Annotated in this window: 16 protein-coding genes and 1 tRNA gene; 10 read left to right on the forward strand and 7 right to left on the reverse strand. The window is 41.3% G+C overall.

Annotation, left to right across the window (positions count from 1 at the left end):
• Positions 1-79 precede the first annotated feature (79 nt).
• A complete protein-coding gene (locus B2R65_RS13545; protein ID WP_029772735.1) occupies positions 80-412 on the forward strand; it encodes a YnfA family protein in 333 nt (110 codons plus the stop codon).
• A gap of 44 nt (positions 413-456) precedes the next feature.
• Here B2R65_RS13545 and B2R65_RS13550 read toward each other — a convergent pair whose 3' ends face one another.
• Together B2R65_RS13550 and B2R65_RS13555 are read right to left on the reverse strand one after the other, a co-directional pair.
• A complete protein-coding gene (locus B2R65_RS13550; protein ID WP_064384866.1) occupies positions 457-1,062 on the reverse strand; it encodes a TetR/AcrR family transcriptional regulator in 606 nt (201 codons plus the stop codon).
• Between the two features lie 2 nt (positions 1,063-1,064).
• Entirely contained in the window at positions 1,065-1,928 is an 864-nt protein-coding gene (locus B2R65_RS13555; RefSeq protein ID WP_029772733.1) for an alpha/beta hydrolase, read from the reverse strand.
• 252 nt (positions 1,929-2,180) lie between these two features.
• On the opposite strand from B2R65_RS13555, the gene speA reads away from it, so the two are divergent.
• Together speA and speB are read left to right on the forward strand one after the other, a co-directional pair.
• Positions 2,181-4,094, forward strand: coding sequence for a biosynthetic arginine decarboxylase (gene speA / locus B2R65_RS13560; RefSeq protein ID WP_054983439.1), 1,914 nt, complete (start codon positions 2,181-2,183; stop codon positions 4,092-4,094).
• A gap of 3 nt (positions 4,095-4,097) precedes the next feature.
• Positions 4,098-5,021, forward strand: a complete 924-nt coding sequence (gene speB / locus B2R65_RS13565) for an agmatinase (protein WP_029772730.1) — start codon at positions 4,098-4,100, stop codon at positions 5,019-5,021.
• A 52-nt stretch (positions 5,022-5,073) separates the two neighbouring features.
• Here the strand turns inward: speB and B2R65_RS13570 are convergent, their stop codons facing one another.
• The 3 genes from B2R65_RS13570 to B2R65_RS13580 form a co-directional block, all read right to left on the reverse strand.
• Positions 5,074-5,439 carry a DoxX-like family protein gene (locus tag B2R65_RS13570; RefSeq protein ID WP_348735728.1) on the reverse strand — a complete coding sequence of 122 codons (366 nt, stop codon included), beginning with the start codon at positions 5,437-5,439 and terminating at the stop codon, positions 5,074-5,076.
• 181 nt (positions 5,440-5,620) lie between these two features.
• Positions 5,621-6,643 (reverse strand): M48 family metallopeptidase, encoded by a 1,023-nt coding sequence (locus B2R65_RS13575; RefSeq protein WP_029772728.1) that lies wholly within the window; start codon positions 6,641-6,643, stop codon positions 5,621-5,623.
• A 9-nt stretch (positions 6,644-6,652) separates the two neighbouring features.
• Positions 6,653-7,762 (reverse strand): YjgN family protein, encoded by a 1,110-nt coding sequence (locus B2R65_RS13580; RefSeq protein ID WP_286743461.1) that lies wholly within the window; start codon positions 7,760-7,762, stop codon positions 6,653-6,655.
• Between the two features lie 162 nt (positions 7,763-7,924).
• On the opposite strand from B2R65_RS13580, the gene B2R65_RS13585 reads away from it, so the two are divergent.
• From B2R65_RS13585 to msrB, 7 genes are all read left to right on the forward strand, one after another.
• The gene (locus B2R65_RS13585) at positions 7,925-8,656 is read left to right on the forward strand and encodes an RNA methyltransferase (protein WP_055253075.1); all 732 of its coding nucleotides are present in this window, start codon (positions 7,925-7,927) and stop codon (positions 8,654-8,656) included.
• Positions 8,657-8,723: 67 nt separating this feature from the next.
• The gene (locus B2R65_RS13590; protein WP_286743464.1) at positions 8,724-12,119 is read left to right on the forward strand and encodes a chromosome segregation SMC family protein; all 3,396 of its coding nucleotides are present in this window, start codon (positions 8,724-8,726) and stop codon (positions 12,117-12,119) included.
• 72 nt (positions 12,120-12,191) lie between these two features.
• Complete coding sequence (gene zipA / locus B2R65_RS13595; protein WP_004588864.1) at positions 12,192-12,947, forward strand: cell division protein ZipA; 756 nt, start codon at positions 12,192-12,194, stop codon at positions 12,945-12,947.
• 72 nt (positions 12,948-13,019) lie between these two features.
• The gene (ligA, locus tag B2R65_RS13600) at positions 13,020-15,038 is read left to right on the forward strand and encodes an NAD-dependent DNA ligase LigA (protein WP_286743468.1); all 2,019 of its coding nucleotides are present in this window, start codon (positions 13,020-13,022) and stop codon (positions 15,036-15,038) included.
• A 9-nt stretch (positions 15,039-15,047) separates the two neighbouring features.
• Entirely contained in the window at positions 15,048-15,554 is a 507-nt protein-coding gene (locus B2R65_RS13605) for a DUF2919 domain-containing protein (protein ID WP_004588866.1), read from the forward strand.
• A gap of 11 nt (positions 15,555-15,565) precedes the next feature.
• A complete protein-coding gene (locus B2R65_RS13610) occupies positions 15,566-16,006 on the forward strand; it encodes a hypothetical protein (RefSeq protein WP_024034163.1) in 441 nt (146 codons plus the stop codon).
• A 341-nt stretch (positions 16,007-16,347) separates the two neighbouring features.
• Complete coding sequence (gene msrB, locus B2R65_RS13615; protein WP_004588868.1) at positions 16,348-16,788, forward strand: peptide-methionine (R)-S-oxide reductase MsrB; 441 nt, start codon at positions 16,348-16,350, stop codon at positions 16,786-16,788.
• 55 nt (positions 16,789-16,843) lie between these two features.
• Here the strand turns inward: msrB and B2R65_RS13620 are convergent, their stop codons facing one another.
• Entirely contained in the window at positions 16,844-18,484 is a 1,641-nt protein-coding gene (locus B2R65_RS13620) for a response regulator (protein WP_024034162.1), read from the reverse strand.
• 381 nt (positions 18,485-18,865) lie between these two features.
• Positions 18,866-18,958 (reverse strand) — tRNA-Leu (locus B2R65_RS13625).
• Positions 18,959-19,385: the final 427 nt, after the last annotated feature.

Raw genomic sequence — 19,385 nt, forward strand, 5'->3', positions numbered from 1 at the left:
TAGTACAATTTAGCTAAGTAACTAGTTTGCAGTTACTTAGCTTTATTATGCTCTCGTTATTTAAATCACGTGAGGTTTTATGTTTGAAGTAAAAACTATCGCGCTATTTATTATTACCGCACTGGCAGAAATTATTGGCTGTTACTTACCTTATCTTTGGCTTAAAGAAGATAAATCCATATTCCTTTTAATACCTGCAGCAATCAGTTTAGCGCTATTCGCGTGGTTGCTTACGTTACACCCAGCAGCCGCTGGACGGGTGTATGCCGCGTATGGCGGTGTGTACATATGCGTGGCTTTACTGTGGTTATGGGCAGTTGATGGCGTAAAGCTTACAATGTGGGATGTAGTGGGCGGGGCGGTTGCCTTACTGGGCATGGCTATTATTATTTTTGCACCTAAAAGCGCTTAAAAAGTACGCCATATTAAAGGTAAAAAACGCCTTACAGGCCACTGTTAACGCATATATCGCGCAATTAAATTGCCAACTACTTTTTTATAAGTAAGCGTTAAAGCTGGATTATCTATTAAGCTTGTTTGTACAACATGCCCGGTATATAAGCCATAAAACTCATACGCAAAAATGCTCGGTTCTTTGTCTTGGCTAAAGTAGCCTTGTGCTTGGCAGTTAACTGCAAGTTTAGTGAGGTAGTTAATCATTTTTAAGTGTTGGTCTTGCATAAACTGCCTTACCAAACAGTTCGGGCTTGCTTTAAACTCTACCGACGCTTTAATGAGCGGGCAACTTGCCTGCTTACCAGGCGATACCGTATCTAAAAAATTGAGCCACTCAAGCCAGCGTTGCTGAAAATTATTTAAATGAATTAACGCATCTTCATCAACAGATATATCAACAACCTGTTTTCTAAACTCTTCTTCGGTGTAGGCCAAAATAGCCACTTGCATATCTTCTTTATTGGCAAAGTGTGAGATCACCCCAGTACGCGACATGTTAGTCACTGCCGCTATTTTTCCTATCGACAAGCTATATAAACCATGTGCAGCCGCATAGGCCATTCCTTTGTGCAAAATATTGCGTTTAGTGCTCTCACTTTTTTTCATCGTTAATCCATAAAGCGTGTTATTTGGTCGTACACGTATTGGCTTTTTAAAATACGCACGTGCCCCAGCTCTTGTGTGGCCACAAGTGTTGCGGGTGTGTTCTCAGTTAATAATTTTATTGCCTCAAAGCTTGCCACTGAGTCATTTTTATCATGAATAAACAACATGTTTTCGTTAATTTTATCTTTAGAATGATCAGGGTGAAGGTTTTGCCAGTTAATACCATATTTGTCTGACACCTTATTAAGCATATTTTCTAGCATGAGCTCAGAAATACCCACTTGCCTGACCTTAGCAAACATGGCTTCAAATATTTGTGCAGGGGCAGAGATCATCACAATTTTTTTATTCTCTAAATAATGAGGCGCTAAGTTTAACAAAGCAACACCGCCCATAGAGTGTGTAACGACTCTATTAATTGTAATATTTTGCCCATTAAAGTACTCAAAAGCCGCTGTTAGCCCCTGCATATACCCGTATAAGTGCGAGGTATTGCCGTGCGAATAGCCATGGCCTATGTGATCAATTGAGTAAACATTAAAGCCTTTTTCAAGCAATTCATCTATTAAAGCAGTAAACCGATTAGTGCTATCGGCCCAGCCATGAGATAAAAATACCGTTTTAGTGTTTTCGGCTTGGCTAAAATAGTACAGGTTTACAGCGCCAAGCTCGGTAGTAAGTTTAATATTAATTGGCTGTATACATGTTCTAAATTCGTATTGGCGTCGGCTATGCGGGTTACAAAATACCTTCATGGCAAGGCGGGCACTGAGTTTAGGAAATGTTTTGGTCAGACCAAAAGTGGCAGCCTTTGTTATTTTAGAAAATTTAGGTGGCTTGTTTTGATTAAAATAAATTTGTTTCATGTTTATACCAAATAAGTACAGTTGTTCTATTTTATCTTAAAAAAGTACAGCTGTACTTATTTTTTTAGCCGCATAACCAGCTTGCTTTACTAAAGGCGGTTAGCTGTAAAAGCTAAGGTGTAGGTGTTTTTTCTCTCAACACTAAAAATCACTCGTTACGAGTAAAAATACTTGTTGGACTTAAAAGTCTATTTTTCTTTTAATGCGCGCAACTAGCCGAACCGGCATTCATTAAATACAAGAGAAAGATAAATGAAAGAGACAACATCACTAGAACAAGCTCGCACGAGTTACAATGTTCGTCATTGGAGCCAAGGTTTTTTTGGAATTAATGATCAAGGTGATGTGTATGTTGCGCCAAAGGCTCACGCCCCAGAGCAAACTATTGCACTTACAGATATTGCAAAACAACTTCAAGAAAAAGGCTTAAGCTTACCGGCTTTAGTGCGCTTTCCACAAATTTTACATCATCGTGTGCACAGTTTATGTGGCGCGTTTAATACCGCGATTGAAAACTATGGTTATCCAAAAGATTACCTATTAGTTTACCCAATTAAAGTAAACCAACAACGCGAAGTGGTTGAAGAAATAGTAGCAAGCCAAGCCGAATTAGAAAAAAAACAACTAGGCCTTGAGGCGGGCAGCAAACCAGAGCTATTAACTGTTTTGGCAATGGCAGAAAAAACCAGTGCAGTGATTGTATGTAATGGCTACAAAGACAAAGAATATGTGCGTTTAGCACTGATTGGTGAAAAGCTAGGCCACAAAGTATACATAGTGCTTGAAAAACTTTCTGAGCTCGACATGGTACTTAGCCAAGCAAAAGCGCTAAATGTTAAACCACGTATTGGTATTCGCGTTCGTTTAGCATCGCAAGGCAAAGGTAAGTGGCAAGCAAGTGGCGGCGAAAAATCAAAATTTGGTTTATCAGCGTCGCAAGTTTTGCATGTAGTGAATCGTTTAAAAGAGGCAGGCCAACTTGATTTAATGCAACTTGTGCATTTTCACTTAGGCTCGCAAATGGCAAACATTCGTGATGTGCGTTTAGGTGTAAGTGAGGCCGCGCGTTTTTACTGTGAGCTACGCAAATTAGGTGCAAACATTGAGTGCTTAGATGTAGGGGGCGGTTTAGCTATTGATTACGATGGTACCCGCAGCCAATCGCATAACTCAATGAACTACAGCTTAGCTGAGTATGCAAATAATATTGTGTACACCATAGGCGATACCTGTAAGCAGTACGCGCAGCCCATGCCGACGATTATTTCTGAGTCGGGACGTGCACTAACGGCGCACCATGCGGTGCTTATATCAAATGTTATAGGCACAGAAAGCTACACGCCAGAAGAGTTAGTAGCGCCAGCAGCAGATGCACCGCTTTTATTAAATAATATGTGGGCATCGTTTGTGCAGTTAACCGATTTAACGGATGATCGCGCACTGATTGAAATTTACCACGACAGCCAAGGGGATTTAGCGGAGGCGCATAACCAGTTTGCACTTGGGCTTTTAGATTTAACGCAGCGTGCGTGGGCAGAGCAAGTTAACTTACGTATTTGTTATGAGCTTAACAAACACATGGATAACAAAAACCGTTTCCATCGCCCAATTATTGACGAGTTGAACGCACGTTTAGCTGATAAGTTTTTTGTAAACTTTTCGCTTTTTCAATCGCTTCCTGATGCGTGGGGGATTGATCAAGTGTTTCCGGTATTGCCATTAAGTGGTTTAACCGAAGCACCAAAAAAACGTGCTGTATTACTTGATATTACCTGTGATTCAGACGGCGCGCTTGAGCACTATGTTGATGGCCAAGGCATTGAAAGCACATTACCCGTGCCTGAGTACAGTGCAGATAAGCCTTACTTAATGGGCTTTTTCTTAGTGGGTGCGTACCAAGAAATTTTAGGTGATATGCACAATTTATTTGGCGATACGCACAGCGCTATTATCAATATGGATGAGCAAGGCGTTGCCAGTATTAGTGAGATAAACCAAGGTGATACGGTAGCCGATATGATGCGCTATGTACATTTAGATGTTGAGAGTTTTCAACACTCGTACGCGCAGTTAGTGTCTGCAAAAATAGATAAAAATGAACAGCAAAGCGTTTTAGACGAGTTGCAAAGCGGCCTTAATGGCTACACTTATTTAGAAGAGTTATAAGCAATGTCTAGCTTGTTTGGTCATGTTGACCACTCATTGTATTCAAACGGGATGACGTTTTTACGTCGTCCTATGGTGCAAAACATTAATGCCATTGATGCAGATGTCGTTGTACTAGGCTTACCCTTTGACTTAGCAACATCGGGCCGCCCCGGTGCACGCTTAGGGCCCGATGCTATTCGCAGAGCGTCGGTACATTTAGCCTGGGAAGACACTAAATACCCGTGGACATTTCCTTTGTTTGAGCGTTTAACGGTTGCTGATGCGGGGGACTTTACTTATCCGGTAGGCGATCCTGAGTATTTTACGGCACAGCTAGAAATGGCTGCAGAGCAAATACTTCGCCAAGGGGCAACGCTGTTAGGCCTTGGTGGCGATCACTTTGTAACGCTTCCGCTATTGCGCGCGCATGCAAAGATACATGGCAAAATGGCACTGGTTCATTTTGATGCGCACACTGATACATACAGCAATGGCTCGCGTTTTGATCACGGCACTATGTTTTATCATGCACCCATGGAAGGGCTGATTGATGTAGAGCACAGTATCCAAATTGGTATTCGTACCGACTTTGATCAAAGCAAACATGAGTTTGCAGTGATTGATGCAATGCAAGCTAACGATTTGCACGCTAATGAAATAGCAGCGCAAATACGTGAGCGAGTAGGCGACTTACCCGTTTACTTAACGTTTGATATAGATTGTTTAGACCCTGCATTTGCACCAGGTACAGGCACACCTGTATGCGGTGGTTTAACATCTGATAAAGTGCTTAAAATACTGCGCGCACTAAAAGGCATAAATATGGTCGGAATGGATGTGGTAGAGGTTTCACCGTCGTACGACCAAAGCGAGCTTACCGCTATTGCCGCAGCAACAATTGCCAGTGAATTATTGCACCTGTGGACACATAAAAATAAGTATTAACGCTATAAGTTAAGCACTACAAAAAGGTATGCACTGGCATACCTTTTTTATTTTAGAGGTGTCGATTATTTTGCAGCTTAATTTCTTTTAACCAAATAAAACTTAAGCCAATCAGCGGCAGGTTAGTTGTTACTGGATTAAATGCTTCAATGAGTAATTGTGGCTGCATTACTACAACCGCTAACAAAAGCCCTAAAAGCGCTAAAATATTTAAAATAACGATGTGCTTATTTTTATAAAACACTAATAAGCATAATCCAAATATAATTTCGCCAATACCCGCCGAACGTGTAATTAAGTCAGACACTTCTGCTGAAAAACCCGCACTGCCAGTCATTAGTTTTTCAAGCGGGGCAATATGATAAAGCTTTGGAAAAAAGTCGTGAATGATACTAACCCAAATAACTATTTGAACAATTTAACGTACTAAATCAATTACTAACGTCGTTAAAAAATCTCTATTTAGAACCACTAAACACAAAATTTTTTGCCTAGTTACTAAATGATTTATTTATCGTTAAGATAGCTCCTATAGTTAATCGAATTAGTATATCCAACGTAGACTCACTATGTAGCGAGCAATTTGTATATAACCGCGGTTATTTCCTCGCATTGTCTATTCGCTCTTGTGCGCTTGGGTGGCTAGATAAATATTCGAGCAAATTATTTACCTTTTCAAGGTGTTCGTTTTCGCTGGTGTGCGCACCTTGTAATGCTTCAATGGCATCGGCAAAGTCGTTGCTTGAATACCCTAAATGTTCAAGTTGAATGAGCGCATAGCTGTCTGCCTCGCGCTCCATATCACGAGAAAACCCTTGCTGTGCAAAAGATGCCCCCGTACCTAGTACCACTTCTGCTATGCCTTCTAAATCACCAAATATAACTGCAAGTACAATGGTACTGGCTGCCGATTGAGCAGTCATGCGTACGCTATGCTGGTGGACTACGTGGCCAATTTCGTGAAGTAATACGGCTTTTAGTGCGTTGGGTTTATCGGCTAATAAATTTGCTAACTCATCGGTTACGACAATACGCCCGTGGGGCATTGCAAACGCATTCGCTCCAAAGGCCTCTGATTTATAAAACGATAACCTATAAACCGATGGCTCAAGCGAGAGCGCATTAAGCATGGTATTAAAGTGTTGTTGTACTTTAGTTTGTTGCTCATTAGGCAGCTCACTGTCATCAAGCGCGAGCTTTTCAATTAGGGTAAAGCTTTGTTCACCCATTTGCTCTACTACACTTCGCGGCAGAGTATCAACACTGTAAACAGCAATAGCGGGCACAACTTTATAAAGCATTAACCACATAAAAAGCGGTGTAAAAATAACGGCCGCGATAATAGCCCATTTACTTTTTTCAAGGCGCTCTAGTAGGTCATGCTTATTTGCTTTAAAAGGCCAGCGATAATTTACATCAGTAGGAATAAAGCGGCTGCCATCATTAAAATTTAGTTCATCAGCAAGCCCAGCTAGGCCAGAGGTGAGTGTTATATCGCTTATTGCATGGCTTGAAATAAGCTGGTCATCGTAGCTAATCTCAACACAGGTGTCGCTAATGCTAGCGACACCTTGCTGGTAATTGCTTGATGCCTTGGGGAAGTAATGTCCCTGTACGTGCATAATAAGCTCTTAGGTTAGCGATAGGTCAATATCAAATACATTGGCTGCTTCTTCAGCAAACGATGACTGCTCTTGTTGCGCGGTATCCACTAAATTTAGCGCACTAGGGTAAATATTAACGGTTGTAACCTCGGCAAGCATTCTCGATGTACGCACTTTGGTCCACGGGTAGGCAAGCCCTAAAGAAAACACGATTGCCAGCATATTGGTTAATAGTAATATGGCAAAAGGAATAGGCTTAAGCTCTGATTTAAATGATGCTACGTCTTCAAATTGACTGTTATCAAAAATATGGTTACGAATAGCCGCAGCCCACACAGCGGTTACTATCGCAATCATAAATACGTAAGCAATCATTAATCCACCAAACATAATGCCCATTTTGGCTGGATCTTGTGCAGCTTGTTGGTTTTCAACATTCATTAAATCAAGCCCAAATAAGCCTAATACAGCCATAAATATCACCATAGTGATAGAGCTCACCACAAAGCAAATAAGGGCGGTTAAGTAGTAGGTTTCACCTTTAAGGTTTACGGTTAATGGCGTGTCACCGTAGCTAATATTGCTATGTATGTACGTGTCGATACGTTTTAAAACATACGGCATTAATAAATAAAGGGTAAAAATACTGGCAATAGGTAAAAGAATAAAGTTAATGAAAGCTTCGCCGTAATCGCCTTTAAATGCAAAGCGTACATTACGATGACGGGTCATACGCATATTAAAGCGCAGGCCTTGGTTAATAATCCACGGCATTAAAAAGATAAAAGCAACCGCAAATAATAAGCCTACAAGAGGAAAAAAGCTGCTACCAAAGGAGTAAATTAAAAATACAATAACCGCTAAAATACGGCCTTTTAAAATTTGCATCGGGGTGGCTAAGTAGTCAAAGCTGTGTCCGTCAATGCGGGTGTGGCCATAAAAGTATCGCATTGTGCGCACTTTTGCCCAAGCCGAGTAAATACCTAAAGTAAGTACGCTCAGTAAAATATTGACTATCCAAATACCAAAAAACTCACCGCCTTTACCGCTAAACTGTACTTTGCCGCTAAAAATAGGGGCCGTAGGTTCACTTACTGCAGGGGTGGTTTCTGGGGGAGTAGGGTGTATTGATTCCATTAAAATTATATCCATGTTGTTTTTTTGTTAATTTACCTAAATTTGGTGCAAAGCTCAATCTTTAATAGCCTTACAGCCTACAATGGCGCTGCTTTTAATATATGTGGTGCTGCACTTTAAATCATCTCTGGTATACTAGGGCGATAATTTTATGGGGCTGTTATGATTTCAAAAAACCAACTCAAGCTTATTCGCCAACTTGGCCAAAAAAAGTACCGAAAGCAATATAATCAATACCTTGTACAAGGTGAAAAAAACGTACTTGAGTTGTTAAACAGCCCATTAAAGGCGGTTGATATATTTGCAACACAGGCGTTTATAAACACTCACCAAAACCAGTTTCCACATGTAGATTTTACGCCAGCAGAAGAAGAGTCGCTGACTAAAGCCAGTACCTTAGTGAGTAATAACGCGGCCATTGCAGTGGTTGATATGCCAAAGGCTGATTTACCTAATAATACCGGCTTAATATTGGCGCTTGATGGAGTTTCTGATCCGGGCAATTTAGGCACTATTATCAGAGTTGCCGACTGGTATGGCATTAAACATATAGTAACAAGTACCGACAGCGCCGATGCTTACAACCCTAAAACAATTAGCGCTACCATGGGCTCATTTGTCAGAGTGTCGGTAAGCCAAGTAGAGCTACCTGAATACTTACAAACATTAAATATGCCTATTTATGGGGCATTTTTAGATGGGCAAAGCGTACATACAACTGATTTTAGCGCAAAGGGTGTATTGCTTATGGGCAGTGAGTCGCATGGCATACGCGAGCAGTGTGCAAAATTAGTAAGCGACAAAATAACCATACCGGCTTTTGGTGAGGCAGAGTCACTTAATGTGGCAATGGCCACAGGTATTATTTTAGATAACTTTAAACGCCAAGCTTAACTTTTTAACTGTTTATGAGTTAAATTGTTTGTAAGTAATAACAATAATAATCGGTAATAACAATAAGATGCGCTTAAGCACTATTAAATTAGCGGGCTTTAAATCGTTTGTAGAGCCCACTAAAATTCCATTTCCTGATCAAATGACGTGTGTTGTTGGGCCTAACGGCTGTGGCAAATCAAACGTGATTGACGCTGTGCGATGGGTGCTTGGTGAAAGCTCAGCTAAAAACTTACGTGGCGATGCCATGACCGATGTTATTTTTAATGGCTCAACTAATCGTAAACCAATCTCGCAAGCCTCAGTAGAGCTTATTTTTGATAACACCCAAGGTGATTTACCTAATACATTTGCCGACAGAAACCAAATAGCGATTAAGCGTTTAGTAACACGCGATGGCCAATCGTTGTACTTTTTAAATGGGAGCAAATGTCGTAAGCGCGATATTACCGATATATTTTTAGGTACTGGGCTTGGCCCGCGTAGTTACGCAATTATAGAGCAAGGGATGATCTCGCGTTTAATCGAGAGCAAACCTCAAGAGCTACGCGTATTTTTAGAAGAAGCCGCGGGTGTGTCTAAATACAAAGAACGCCGCCGCGAAACGCAAACCCGAATTAAAAGTACCCGCGAAAACCTTGAGCGTTTACTTGATGTGCGCAAAGAATTACAAGCGCAACTAGATAAACTGGCTGTGCAGTCGGTTGATGCGAAAAAATACCGCGATTTAAAAGCGCAAGAGCGCACCTTAAAAGGCCAAGTAGCTGTATTAAAATGGCAAAAGCTGCATCAACAACAGCTTGAAAAAAGTGAGCAAATCAAAAAGCTTAATGAGCAAATCGCCTTTTTTAAAACGGCTCACTCAGGCCACGACGATGTGCTTGCAAGCCTAGAGGCTCAAGTAAATGCAGAGCAAAATGCGCTTAACGATGCGCAGCATAAGCAACACGTTACCCACACAGAGTTGACCCGCGCCGAACAACAACACATTAATATTAAACAGCAAACGCAAACACTTAAACAAAGTGTGGTTAAGCTTGAACAGCGAAAGCTGCAAAGTGAAGCGCTAAAAACACAGCAGCAAAATGTGTGTGAGCAGTTATCTGTGAGCCACCAAGAGATAAGCGAGTACAGTTTAGAGTGCAGCGAACAAGTTGAAGAGCTTACCCTTACACTTGCAGATTTAGCTGATGAAAAAAATAAGCACACAAACGCGTGGCAAAGCCTTAATCAACAACAACACGCGCTTAATAATAAAGTACAGGCGCAGCAAAGTAGTGTTAAGCAAACAGAGCAAGCCTTAACCCATGTAAACGCACAGCTAAGCCAACTAAATAGCCAAATTGACGATATTAAAAGTAGCCAATTAGAGCAGCAACTAGCCGAGCAACAAAAATACAAACAAACCCTAACTCAAGAGCTTGCCAGTAAGCAAACGGCGCAAACACACTGCACCGCAGCGCTTAAAGAGCAAACCGATTTAGTAAATGACGCTGATCAGCAACATCAGCAAAGCTTACAGCACGTTAATGAGCTAAAAGCTCGCATTGCTGGACTTAAAAGCAGTTTAGGGATTGAAGATGACAATAAGCAGCACACTTTATTTAATCAATTACAGGTAAAACCAGGGTTTGAACATGTAGTTGAACAGGCACTGCAAACGCTTGAGCACCTAAACGTAGCCGATGTGCAAAGCAACAATAGTGTGTGGCCGCATAAAAGTGAAATACCAGTCAATAGCGTTGCGGCGTTAGTTACTGAGGGTGTTTATCCAGATTTACTGACCCGTATTGCGTACAGCGAAAACGCTGAACTCGCTGCGTTAAATGATACGTTTTATATTGCGGTTATGGATAAAAGCGGTGCTTTACATGCTCGAAACTGGCACCGTAGCGCAGACAAAAACGCCGAAAACTCACAACTTTTAAAACACACACAGTTAAAGCAAAAAACAGCGAGCTTAGTAGAGGCTGAAAATACCCTTGCAAGGGATTTTGAGAATCTTAATGCGCTAAAAACACAGCAGCAAAAGCTGAGTGATGAGTTAGCAGTACTTAAAAATGCAATTCATCAATTAGCACAAAACATTGCCGTGGCCACTACGCGCAGCGACATGTTAAAAGAGCAAGTAGCACAATTTTTACAGCAACTAGAAAAGTACCAGCAACAAAAGCGTGCATTAACCACTGAGCAATCACAATTATTAAAAACGCGCGATGAGCACAACAGTGCGCTTGAAGTGTTACATCAACAGCAACGTAATTTAGCTGACGAACTGGCAAGCGCCGACGCCGCTTGCACACGCAGTAATACTGCATACAGCCAAGCTGCAGCTACACTTGAGCAATATAAAACACAAGCGCATCAGGCCACGTTAAAAGAGCAAAAAGCACACAGTGAGTGGCAGCTTAGTCAAACAAAGCTTAATCATGCTGAGCAAGAACTCATGAGTGCGCAAGAAGAAGCAAAAGAGCTGCAAGCGCAAATGGAAGCGTTGCTTATACCCGAGCAAGAGCTCACTGAGCAAATAGCACAGCTTTTAATAAAACATCAGCAGGGCGAAGCTAGCTTGGTTGCGTTACAAAAAAAGCTTAACGAGGCAAAGCAAACACTTATAAGTAAACAAGCCAGCCTTAAGCACTCTCAAGGTGAGCTGACAGGTTTGCAAGAACAACATCAAAAGCTAAGTATTGAAGAGCAAAGCCTAATTATAAAAGCGCAGGCAGCACTTGAGCCGCTTGAAGAATTAAAGCAAAGTTTAAAAAGTGTTTTAGATACACTGCCTGATTCACTTAGTTTAAATGCAGCGCAAAATCAGATCAGTGGGCTTGTGCATCAATTAGATAAGCTAGGTCCAGTTAATTTAGCCGCAATAGATGAGTTTGAACAAGCTAAAGAGCGCAGTGATTATCTGAATAATCAACTTGAGGATTTAACCAAAGCGTTAAATACGCTTGAAGGGGCGATTCGTAAAATTGACAGCGAAACCAAAACACGCTTTAAAGCTACCTTCGATCAAGTGAACAACGACTTTGCCGAGCTATTTCCAAAAGTATTTGGCGGTGGTAGCGCGTATTTAGAATTAACCAGTGACGATTTACTCGAAAGTGGTGTTAGTATAATGGCACAGCCGCCAGGCAAGAAAAATTCGACAATTCATCTGTTAAGTGGTGGAGAAAAAGCGCTGAGCGCATTATCATTGGTGTTTTCTATATTCAGGCTCAATCCAGCTCCATTCTGTATGCTGGATGAAGTAGATGCGCCGCTTGATGATGCTAACGTGGTACGCTTTTGCCGTTTGGTTGAAGAAATGTCACAATCGGTGCAGTTTATTTATATTAGTCATAATAAAATTGCGATGGAAATGGCAGGGCGTTTAACTGGCGTTACCATGGCAGAGCCAGGCGTATCACGCATGGTAGCAGTAGATATAGAACAAGCAGTGCAACTTGCACACACATAACAGTTTATTTTAAGCGTATTAGTGTTAATTAATACACGGGTTTAGGCATAACAAATAATAAAAGGTGAGGGGATGGCCGAAGAACTAAGATTGGTTTTAATTGTGATCAGTGTACTTGTCATAGGTGGCTTATTAGTACATGGTTTATGGTCAGTTAGAAAAAAAGACAGCCCAGAGGTAGCGCCTTCAGAGCGGGTTGAGCCAATGCAAGATACACCTTCGCATACACCAGTTGAACCTAAAGAGCCGGTTGTTGCCCAGCGAGATGAGCCGCAATTTGGTGAGCTAAACTTTGATGCAAACGAGCCGCAAATAGATACTAGCGTGGCGCAAACACCCATTGAAGACGACCTGCAAGTAGTTCAAGAGCCAGAGCTAGAACCAGAGCCAGAGAGCGAAAAAGAAGCGCCAGCAGATGTGTCTGACTTTGTTATTGTGCATATTCAAATGCCTGAAGGACTAAGCATGCAAGGCAGTAAGTTATTGCCTGCAGTAAATACCTTAGGATTTAAATATTCAGAAGAAGGCTTTTTTAATCGCCACATAGACCCTGCAGGGCAAGGTCCAGTGTTATTTAGATTAGTAAATATGTATAACCCAGGTACGTTTGATATTGATAATATGGAACAGTTTAGCACCGCAGGGGTTAGCTTATTTATGACTTTACCTTGTGAAGGCGACGGGCTGGCTGCTTTTAATATGTTACATAGCGCAGCTAAGAAAATTGCCGATGAATTTGGTGCACAAATTTTAGATGCCGAGCGTGAAGAAATGACCGTTGAGCGCGTTCGTCAATATGTTGAGCAGGTTCGTGCATTTTCTGCGTAATTTATACGCACACATTATTTTTATTAAGCCACTTACCTAAAAGTGGCTTTTTTTATGTTTTTTGAGGTTTAAATGTCTAGCAGCATTAGTGAGCAAATTAATCATCTTCGTAGTACGTTAGAGCAACACAACTACAATTATTATGTCCTTGATACACCCAGTATTCCTGATGCAGAATACGACAGACTATTGCGCGAGTTAAGCGCTCTTGAAAGAGAAAACCCAGAATTTTTAACGCCAGACTCACCCACTCAAAAGGTCGGAGGTGCTGCGCTGAGTAAATTTGAACAAGTTGCTCACCAAGTGCCTATGTTATCGCTTGATAACGCCTTTAGTGAAGAAGAATTTAGCGCCTTTAACCGCCGTATTAAAGAGCGTTTAATGAGCCAAGATGAGCTCACTTTTTGTTGTGAGCCTAAGTTAGATGGCTTGGCTGTGTCGATTATTTACCGTGACGGCGTGCTTGTGCAGGCCGCAACTCGTGGCGATGGTTTTACTGGCGAGAATATTACACAAAATGTAAAAACAATCCGTAACGTGCCCCTTAAGCTGCGTGGCGATTACCCCGCAGAGCTTGAAGTACGTGGCGAAGTATTTATGGATAGCGCTGGGTTCGAAAAACTAAACAGCGAAGCCGAAAAACGTGGCGAAAAAGTATTTGTAAATCCACGAAATGCAGCCGCAGGTAGTCTACGCCAGCTTGATTCAAAAATCACCGCTAAGCGCCCATTAATGTTTTATGCTTATAGCACTGGGCTGGTGGCCGATGGCACAATCCCTGAGGATCACTACCAACAATTGGCAAAATTAACCGATTGGGGTTTACCGCTGTGCCCAGAAACAAAGTTAGTTGAAGGTACGCAAGCGGCTTTAGATTACTACAGTGATATTTTAACGCGCAGAAGCGAGCTTAAATATGAAATTGATGGCGTAGTAATTAAAATAAACCAAAAAGCCTTACAAGAGCGTTTAGGGTTTGTTGCACGTGCACCGCGCTGGGCAATTGCTTATAAGTTTCCTGCGCAAGAAGAAATAACCCAGTTACTTGATGTAGAATTTCAGGTTGGTCGCACAGGCGCTATAACGCCGGTAGCGCGTTTAGAGCCTGTATTTGTAGGCGGTGTTACGGTATCAAACGCAACGCTGCACAATGGCGATGAAATAGCCCGCTTAGGCGTAAAGGTAGGCGATACAGTAATTATACGCCGCGCCGGCGATGTTATTCCGCAAATTACACAAGTAGTACTTGAGCGCCGCCCAGATGATGCTCGCGACATTGTATTTCCTGCCAGTTGCCCCATTTGTGACTCACACGTTGAAAAAGTAGAAGACGAGGCCGTGGCTCGTTGTACCGGTGGCTTAGTGTGCCAAGCTCAGCGTAAACAAGCGATAAAGCATTTTGCATCACGCAAAGCGCTTGATATAGATGGCTTAGGCGACAAAATAGTTGATCAGCTGGTTGATAGAGAGCTGGTAAAAACCCCCGCAGATTTATTTATATTAAAACAAGGTCACTTTGAGTCACTTGAGCGTATGGGCCCTAAGTCGGCTAAAAACTTAGTGGATGCGCTTGAAGTTGCAAAAACAACGACGCTTGCAAAGTTTTTATATTCGCTGGGTATTCGTGAGGTTGGCGAGGCCACAGCGCAAAACTTAGCAAATCATTTTTTAACACTTGAAAAGGTAACCCAAGCAAGTATTGAAAGCCTTACACAAGTGAGCGATGTAGGCGTTATTGTAGCAACTCATGTTCGAGGCTTTTTTGATGAGCAACATAATGTAGATGTGGTTAATGCTTTAATTGAACAAGGTATTAATTGGCCAGCGCTAACGCCGCCTTCAGAGGATGAGCAACCCTTAGCTGGGCTAACCTATGTATTAACTGGCACTCTTAATACTTTAAACCGAAACGATGCTAAAGCACGCTTACAACAGTTAGGTGCAAAAGTAGCCGGTAGTGTGTCGGCTAAAACAGATGCATTGGTGGCGGGCGAAAAAGCCGGCTCTAAATTAACTAAAGCACAAGATTTAGGCATAGACATACTTAGCGAAGACGACTTAATTGCACTGTTTGATAAGTACAATGCTTAGGGTAATAAAATGAGCCGATATGGACCCGAGTACTGGGATAAATACGGAAGCTACCGTACGCCAATTGCATTTCATCTGAGTTTATTGGTGTTACTACGTGCGTATTTTATTTGGGTTATAGCGGCGCTGAGTCGTCGCCCTGAGCTTGATTTAATGTCGCTATTTTTTAAATCTAAAAACGATTTTTTTATCGCAATTTCGATTGGCGCTATTGCGATAGTGCCCACTTTTTTATTTTGCTTAAGACGCCCGCGCGACTCTCATCAGCAAAGTGCGCGTTTAGCGATGGTGTGGCGCTACATGCGCTGGCCGTTACTTGTGTGTGCAATAACCGACTTAAGCTGGTTAACAATACAAGCTGCACATAGTCATTACAGGTTTTCACTGTTTTTAGCTGTGCAAATGGTGATTGTGTTTTGGGTAATGTGGTACTTGGCAAAGAGTCGTTATTTGCAGGTGTTTTTTAACGATTGGCCAGAGCCTACTGAAAAAGCAGATGATAAAAACGCTAAATAAAAGGGAGCTAAATGGATAACATTAATAAAAAAATTGCCATTGTAGTGCTTGGTATTGGCATTATCTTAGGCGCTTTGGTGTTGTTTACATCGCTAACTGATCATATTTGGTTTTCTGCCGTAATAGGATTATGGTTATTTGTGTTTTGTTCGTGTTGTTACAGGCTGACACCCGCCTTTAAAAAGCGCAATACGCTTGATAATTTTATTCAGCGCGATGCACAGCACTTAATGTTATTTAGCTTGGCAGGTTTTTTTGATAAAAAATTTGGCCCGCAATGGCTTGTTATTGGCAACATTGAACATATAGAAAGTAAGAACGATGAGCTTATTATTCATAGCAATAACGAGCGACAATTTAGTGTAAGTTTACCCGCACAAAAAAATGACATAGACGCCTACATGAAGCGCATACTTTCAGATCACGAAAAGCAAACTATTCGCTTTAGTTAGGGGCTGTTGAACTTTGCGGATTAAAGTTTGTTCAAACTAGGGGCTATTGAATCGCGGCGCGAAGTTTGTAACCTAGTGGGCTAAGTAAAAGCTGAGCAAAGCTTCCGCGTCCTGCTCACGCCCTTTACCTAAATCCATGTAGGCAACAAAGAGTAAATAGCCCCTAGGAAGAACCCGTTGGGCAGCGCCTGTTTGGCATTAATGCTACGTTATCGCCCAATTATGGGGAATAACCACACTGCATAGGCTCTGCCTTGCCTAAATACCAAACAGACTGCTGCAAATTTAACCTTAAAAGATCAACAGACCCTAATCACTTATTAATACCGAAGGAGGCTATTATGCTTACTTGGAATGATGTTATAAATTTTGCCAATAATGGCAATCCTACGCCACGCGAAAAGGTTGTAAAAACAGACGCGCAATGGCAGGCAATGCTAAGTGATGAGCAATACTATGTGACACGTAAAAAGGGCACAGAACGCCCTCATAGCTCACAAAGTTGCACATTACTAGAACCGGGTAAATACGCGTGTGTATGCTGCGATAATTTACTTTTTGATGCCGATGAAAAGTTTGATAGCGGCACAGGCTGGCCATCATTCACGCAGCCTGCAACTGTCGATGCAATTGGTTATGTGAACGATTTAAGCCATGGTATGCAGCGCGTTGAAGTGGTGTGTAATGTGTGTGATGCACACTTAGGGCATATTTTTCCTGATGGGCCAGCACCGTCGGGTTTGCGCTATTGTGTAAATGCCGCTGCAATGAAAAAGCTTTAATTATATAGTTAGCTTTCAATCAAGATAAACAGCTATTTCTAGCCGCTAGTTAGCGCTAGGGGGATTGAATATCGAGTTTCATTTCTTTTGCCATATGCAAAATTTTATCTAATCGCTGCGACTGATCTGGCTGCAGTGTAGAGTTACTCAAAAGGGCGTAACACTTTTTAGCAATAACCAAGTTAAAAGTGCCGCCTTTTTGTTTTGTCGAATCAAACAAACACTGTAATAAATTAAGCGCAATGCTTGGGTTACGCGGCATTACTCTAAATGCTTGCGTAAACGCCTCTAACGCCGTATTTAATTGCCCTCTATTAAATTGAGTTACTGCATGGTTGTTAAGCTCTTTAGGGCCCATTTTAATGTCACGACGCTCACTTTGCTGCTGTTGAATGTAACGCAGGTAAGTTGTATCACTCATATTGGGGTGGCGCTCACAATGGCTAATTATTTGGCTAAATAATGTTTGTGCTTTTTGATGAAAACCCAGCTCGTGAAACGCTTTTGCTTTATCAAGCGCCCCATCTACAGAGCGTATTAACGTATCGTCGTCATCAAGTTGCTCTATAAGGCGCTTGGCTTTTTGGTGCTCGTCTTTTAAATAGTGCAAACGCGCATTAAGTACATCAATTTGAGATTGGTTTGCGTTGTTAGGAAACTGCTTTTTTAAATCATTTATGTATTTATTAGTTTGACGCGAAATACGTTGTATTTGGTCTGTTTGATCTGTGGTTAGAGCAAAGTCTATACCGGCACGGGCTGCATTGAGATAGATGTCGGGGCTGTCATGAATAGAATGACGCGCATAGCTGGCTATGTCTTTTTGGGTTAAGTAGCTTTTTTCGTAATCGTGGTTTATTAACGAAACATTGCTTAACGATTTTTGTCTTTGGATATTACGTGGCGCGATATCGACTGCTTGGCTTAAAAAATCTTGTGCCAATTCAAATTGGTTTAGTTTTATTTCTAATCGGCCGAGTAAATCCAGTGCAACTAAACGTGTTTCATGGCGCTCAAGCATGGTTTTTAACATGCGTTGAGCAAGAATATGCTCATTATTAGCAATCAGGGCTTCTACTAAACCAACTTTGGCCCAGGCAAATTTTTGTATGTCTAGCACCGAGGTAAAAAAGTCTTTAGCTTCTTCACTGCGGTTTAGCCTAAGCAATGCATCTCCTTTTAAGCGAAGGAGGATAGGGCTGTATATATTGTTTTTTTTATTTAAAGCGGCATCGATTACTTTTATTGCTTTAGAGTCGTTGCCATCATCTACTAATGTATAAATGCTCTGAAGCTCATTTTTACGTTTTAGAATACGCTCAATCCGCGTTTTTAACTCTTGTACCGTAAATGGCTTTACCAAAAAGTCGTCGGGTTGAAGCTCTAAAACGCTATGCACTAGCGCACCACTGGTTTCTGCAGAAATAAAAATAAACGCGGTGGAGTTTTTTATCAGTTGCTTAACACGGAGTTCTTCGTAGAGTTGGTAGCCGTCTTGGTGTTTGCTTAAATTAAACGAACATACAATTAAATCAAATTGCTCAGCCAAACATTGCTCTTTTGCTGCAATTGCATGATCGGCAAAGTGCAACTGCCGAAAGCCAAGCCTTTCTAGCGACTGTTTCATATAGCTTTGAGCGAGGGGCTGCTCTTCCACTATCAGTATTTTAGCTTTGGCGTAGATCTTAGTTGGCATTGGCTTACATGTTGTTTGATTTATCACAGACTATAATCAACAGTTTAGCTGCTTACAAGGGAATTTAACTATTAGCCGAGGTTATTAGAAGATTAAGTTATTTTCATACGTTTAGATGGCTTCATATTATCTTGGCCTTAGCGATTTAAAACCAATGCTTAATTAATAGGTAAAAAGCAGCTCTAAATAATAGTTAAAATAATCTAGGTTTTTGTGGAGTGTTTATACGTGGTGGGTGATATTGGACTTGAACCAGTGGCACTCGCCATTATTTGTAAAGGAGGCGATGCTCTCTTTTTCTTACAGCTAGATTAATTACCCAAATAGGATTTTTGTAATAATTATTCAGAAGAGTTTAGATGCTTTAGAAGTCTTTATATGTGGTGGGTGATACTGGACTTAAACCAGTGACCCTCGCCATTATCTGTAAAGGATGGCGATGCTCTCTTTTTCTTACAGCTAGATTAATTACCCAAATAGAATTTTTGTAATAATTATTCAGAAGAGTTTAGATGCTTTAGAAGTCTTTATATGTGGTGGGTGATATTGGACTTGAACCAGTGGCACTCGCCTTTATTTGTAAAGGGCGGCGATGCTCTCTTTTTTGTTACAACTGGATTAATTACCCAAATAGGATTTTTATAATAATTTTTCAGAGGAGTTTAGATGCTTTAGAAGTGTTTATATGTGGTGGGAGATGGTTTGGCTTGATACCGGTAACCCTCGCCATTATTTGTAAAGGACAGCGATGCTCTCTTTTTCTTATAACTGAGTTAATTACCTTTATATAATTTTATAGCATATAGATTAATCGTTTTGCAAAAGACAAATCAAGAGTGATATTTATGGAAATTTTTAACTTAGGTAGTTTGAAGTGTTTATATGTGGTGGGTGATACTGG

This window comes from Pseudoalteromonas sp. UBA2102 (assembly GCF_002331165.1).
GTDB classification, from domain to species: Bacteria; Pseudomonadota; Gammaproteobacteria; order Enterobacterales; family Alteromonadaceae; genus Pseudoalteromonas; species Pseudoalteromonas atlantica.

Excerpts from the sequence above, each read along its gene's own strand:
- B2R65_RS13545 (WP_029772735.1), top strand. The coding sequence starts at position 80 with ATGTTTGAAGTAAAAACTATCGCGCTATTTATTATTACCGCACTGGCA.
- B2R65_RS13550 (WP_064384866.1), bottom strand. The coding sequence starts at position 1,062 with ATGAAAAAAAGTGAGAGCACTAAACGCAATATTTTGCACAAAGGAATG.
- B2R65_RS13555 (WP_029772733.1), bottom strand. The coding sequence starts at position 1,928 with ATGAAACAAATTTATTTTAATCAAAACAAGCCACCTAAATTTTCTAAA.
- speA (WP_054983439.1), top strand. The coding sequence starts at position 2,181 with ATGAAAGAGACAACATCACTAGAACAAGCTCGCACGAGTTACAATGTT.
- speB (WP_029772730.1), top strand. The coding sequence starts at position 4,098 with ATGTCTAGCTTGTTTGGTCATGTTGACCACTCATTGTATTCAAACGGG.
- B2R65_RS13575 (WP_029772728.1), bottom strand. The coding sequence starts at position 6,643 with ATGCACGTACAGGGACATTACTTCCCCAAGGCATCAAGCAATTACCAG.
- B2R65_RS13580 (WP_286743461.1), bottom strand. The coding sequence starts at position 7,762 with ATGGAATCAATACACCCTACTCCCCCAGAAACCACCCCTGCAGTAAGT.
- B2R65_RS13585 (WP_055253075.1), top strand. The coding sequence starts at position 7,925 with ATGATTTCAAAAAACCAACTCAAGCTTATTCGCCAACTTGGCCAAAAA.
- B2R65_RS13590 (WP_286743464.1), top strand. The coding sequence starts at position 8,724 with ATGCGCTTAAGCACTATTAAATTAGCGGGCTTTAAATCGTTTGTAGAG.
- zipA (WP_004588864.1), top strand. The coding sequence starts at position 12,192 with ATGGCCGAAGAACTAAGATTGGTTTTAATTGTGATCAGTGTACTTGTC.
- ligA (WP_286743468.1), top strand. The coding sequence starts at position 13,020 with ATGTCTAGCAGCATTAGTGAGCAAATTAATCATCTTCGTAGTACGTTA.
- B2R65_RS13605 (WP_004588866.1), top strand. The coding sequence starts at position 15,048 with ATGAGCCGATATGGACCCGAGTACTGGGATAAATACGGAAGCTACCGT.
- B2R65_RS13610 (WP_024034163.1), top strand. The coding sequence starts at position 15,566 with ATGGATAACATTAATAAAAAAATTGCCATTGTAGTGCTTGGTATTGGC.
- msrB (WP_004588868.1), top strand. The coding sequence starts at position 16,348 with ATGCTTACTTGGAATGATGTTATAAATTTTGCCAATAATGGCAATCCT.
- B2R65_RS13620 (WP_024034162.1), bottom strand. The coding sequence starts at position 18,484 with ATGCCAACTAAGATCTACGCCAAAGCTAAAATACTGATAGTGGAAGAG.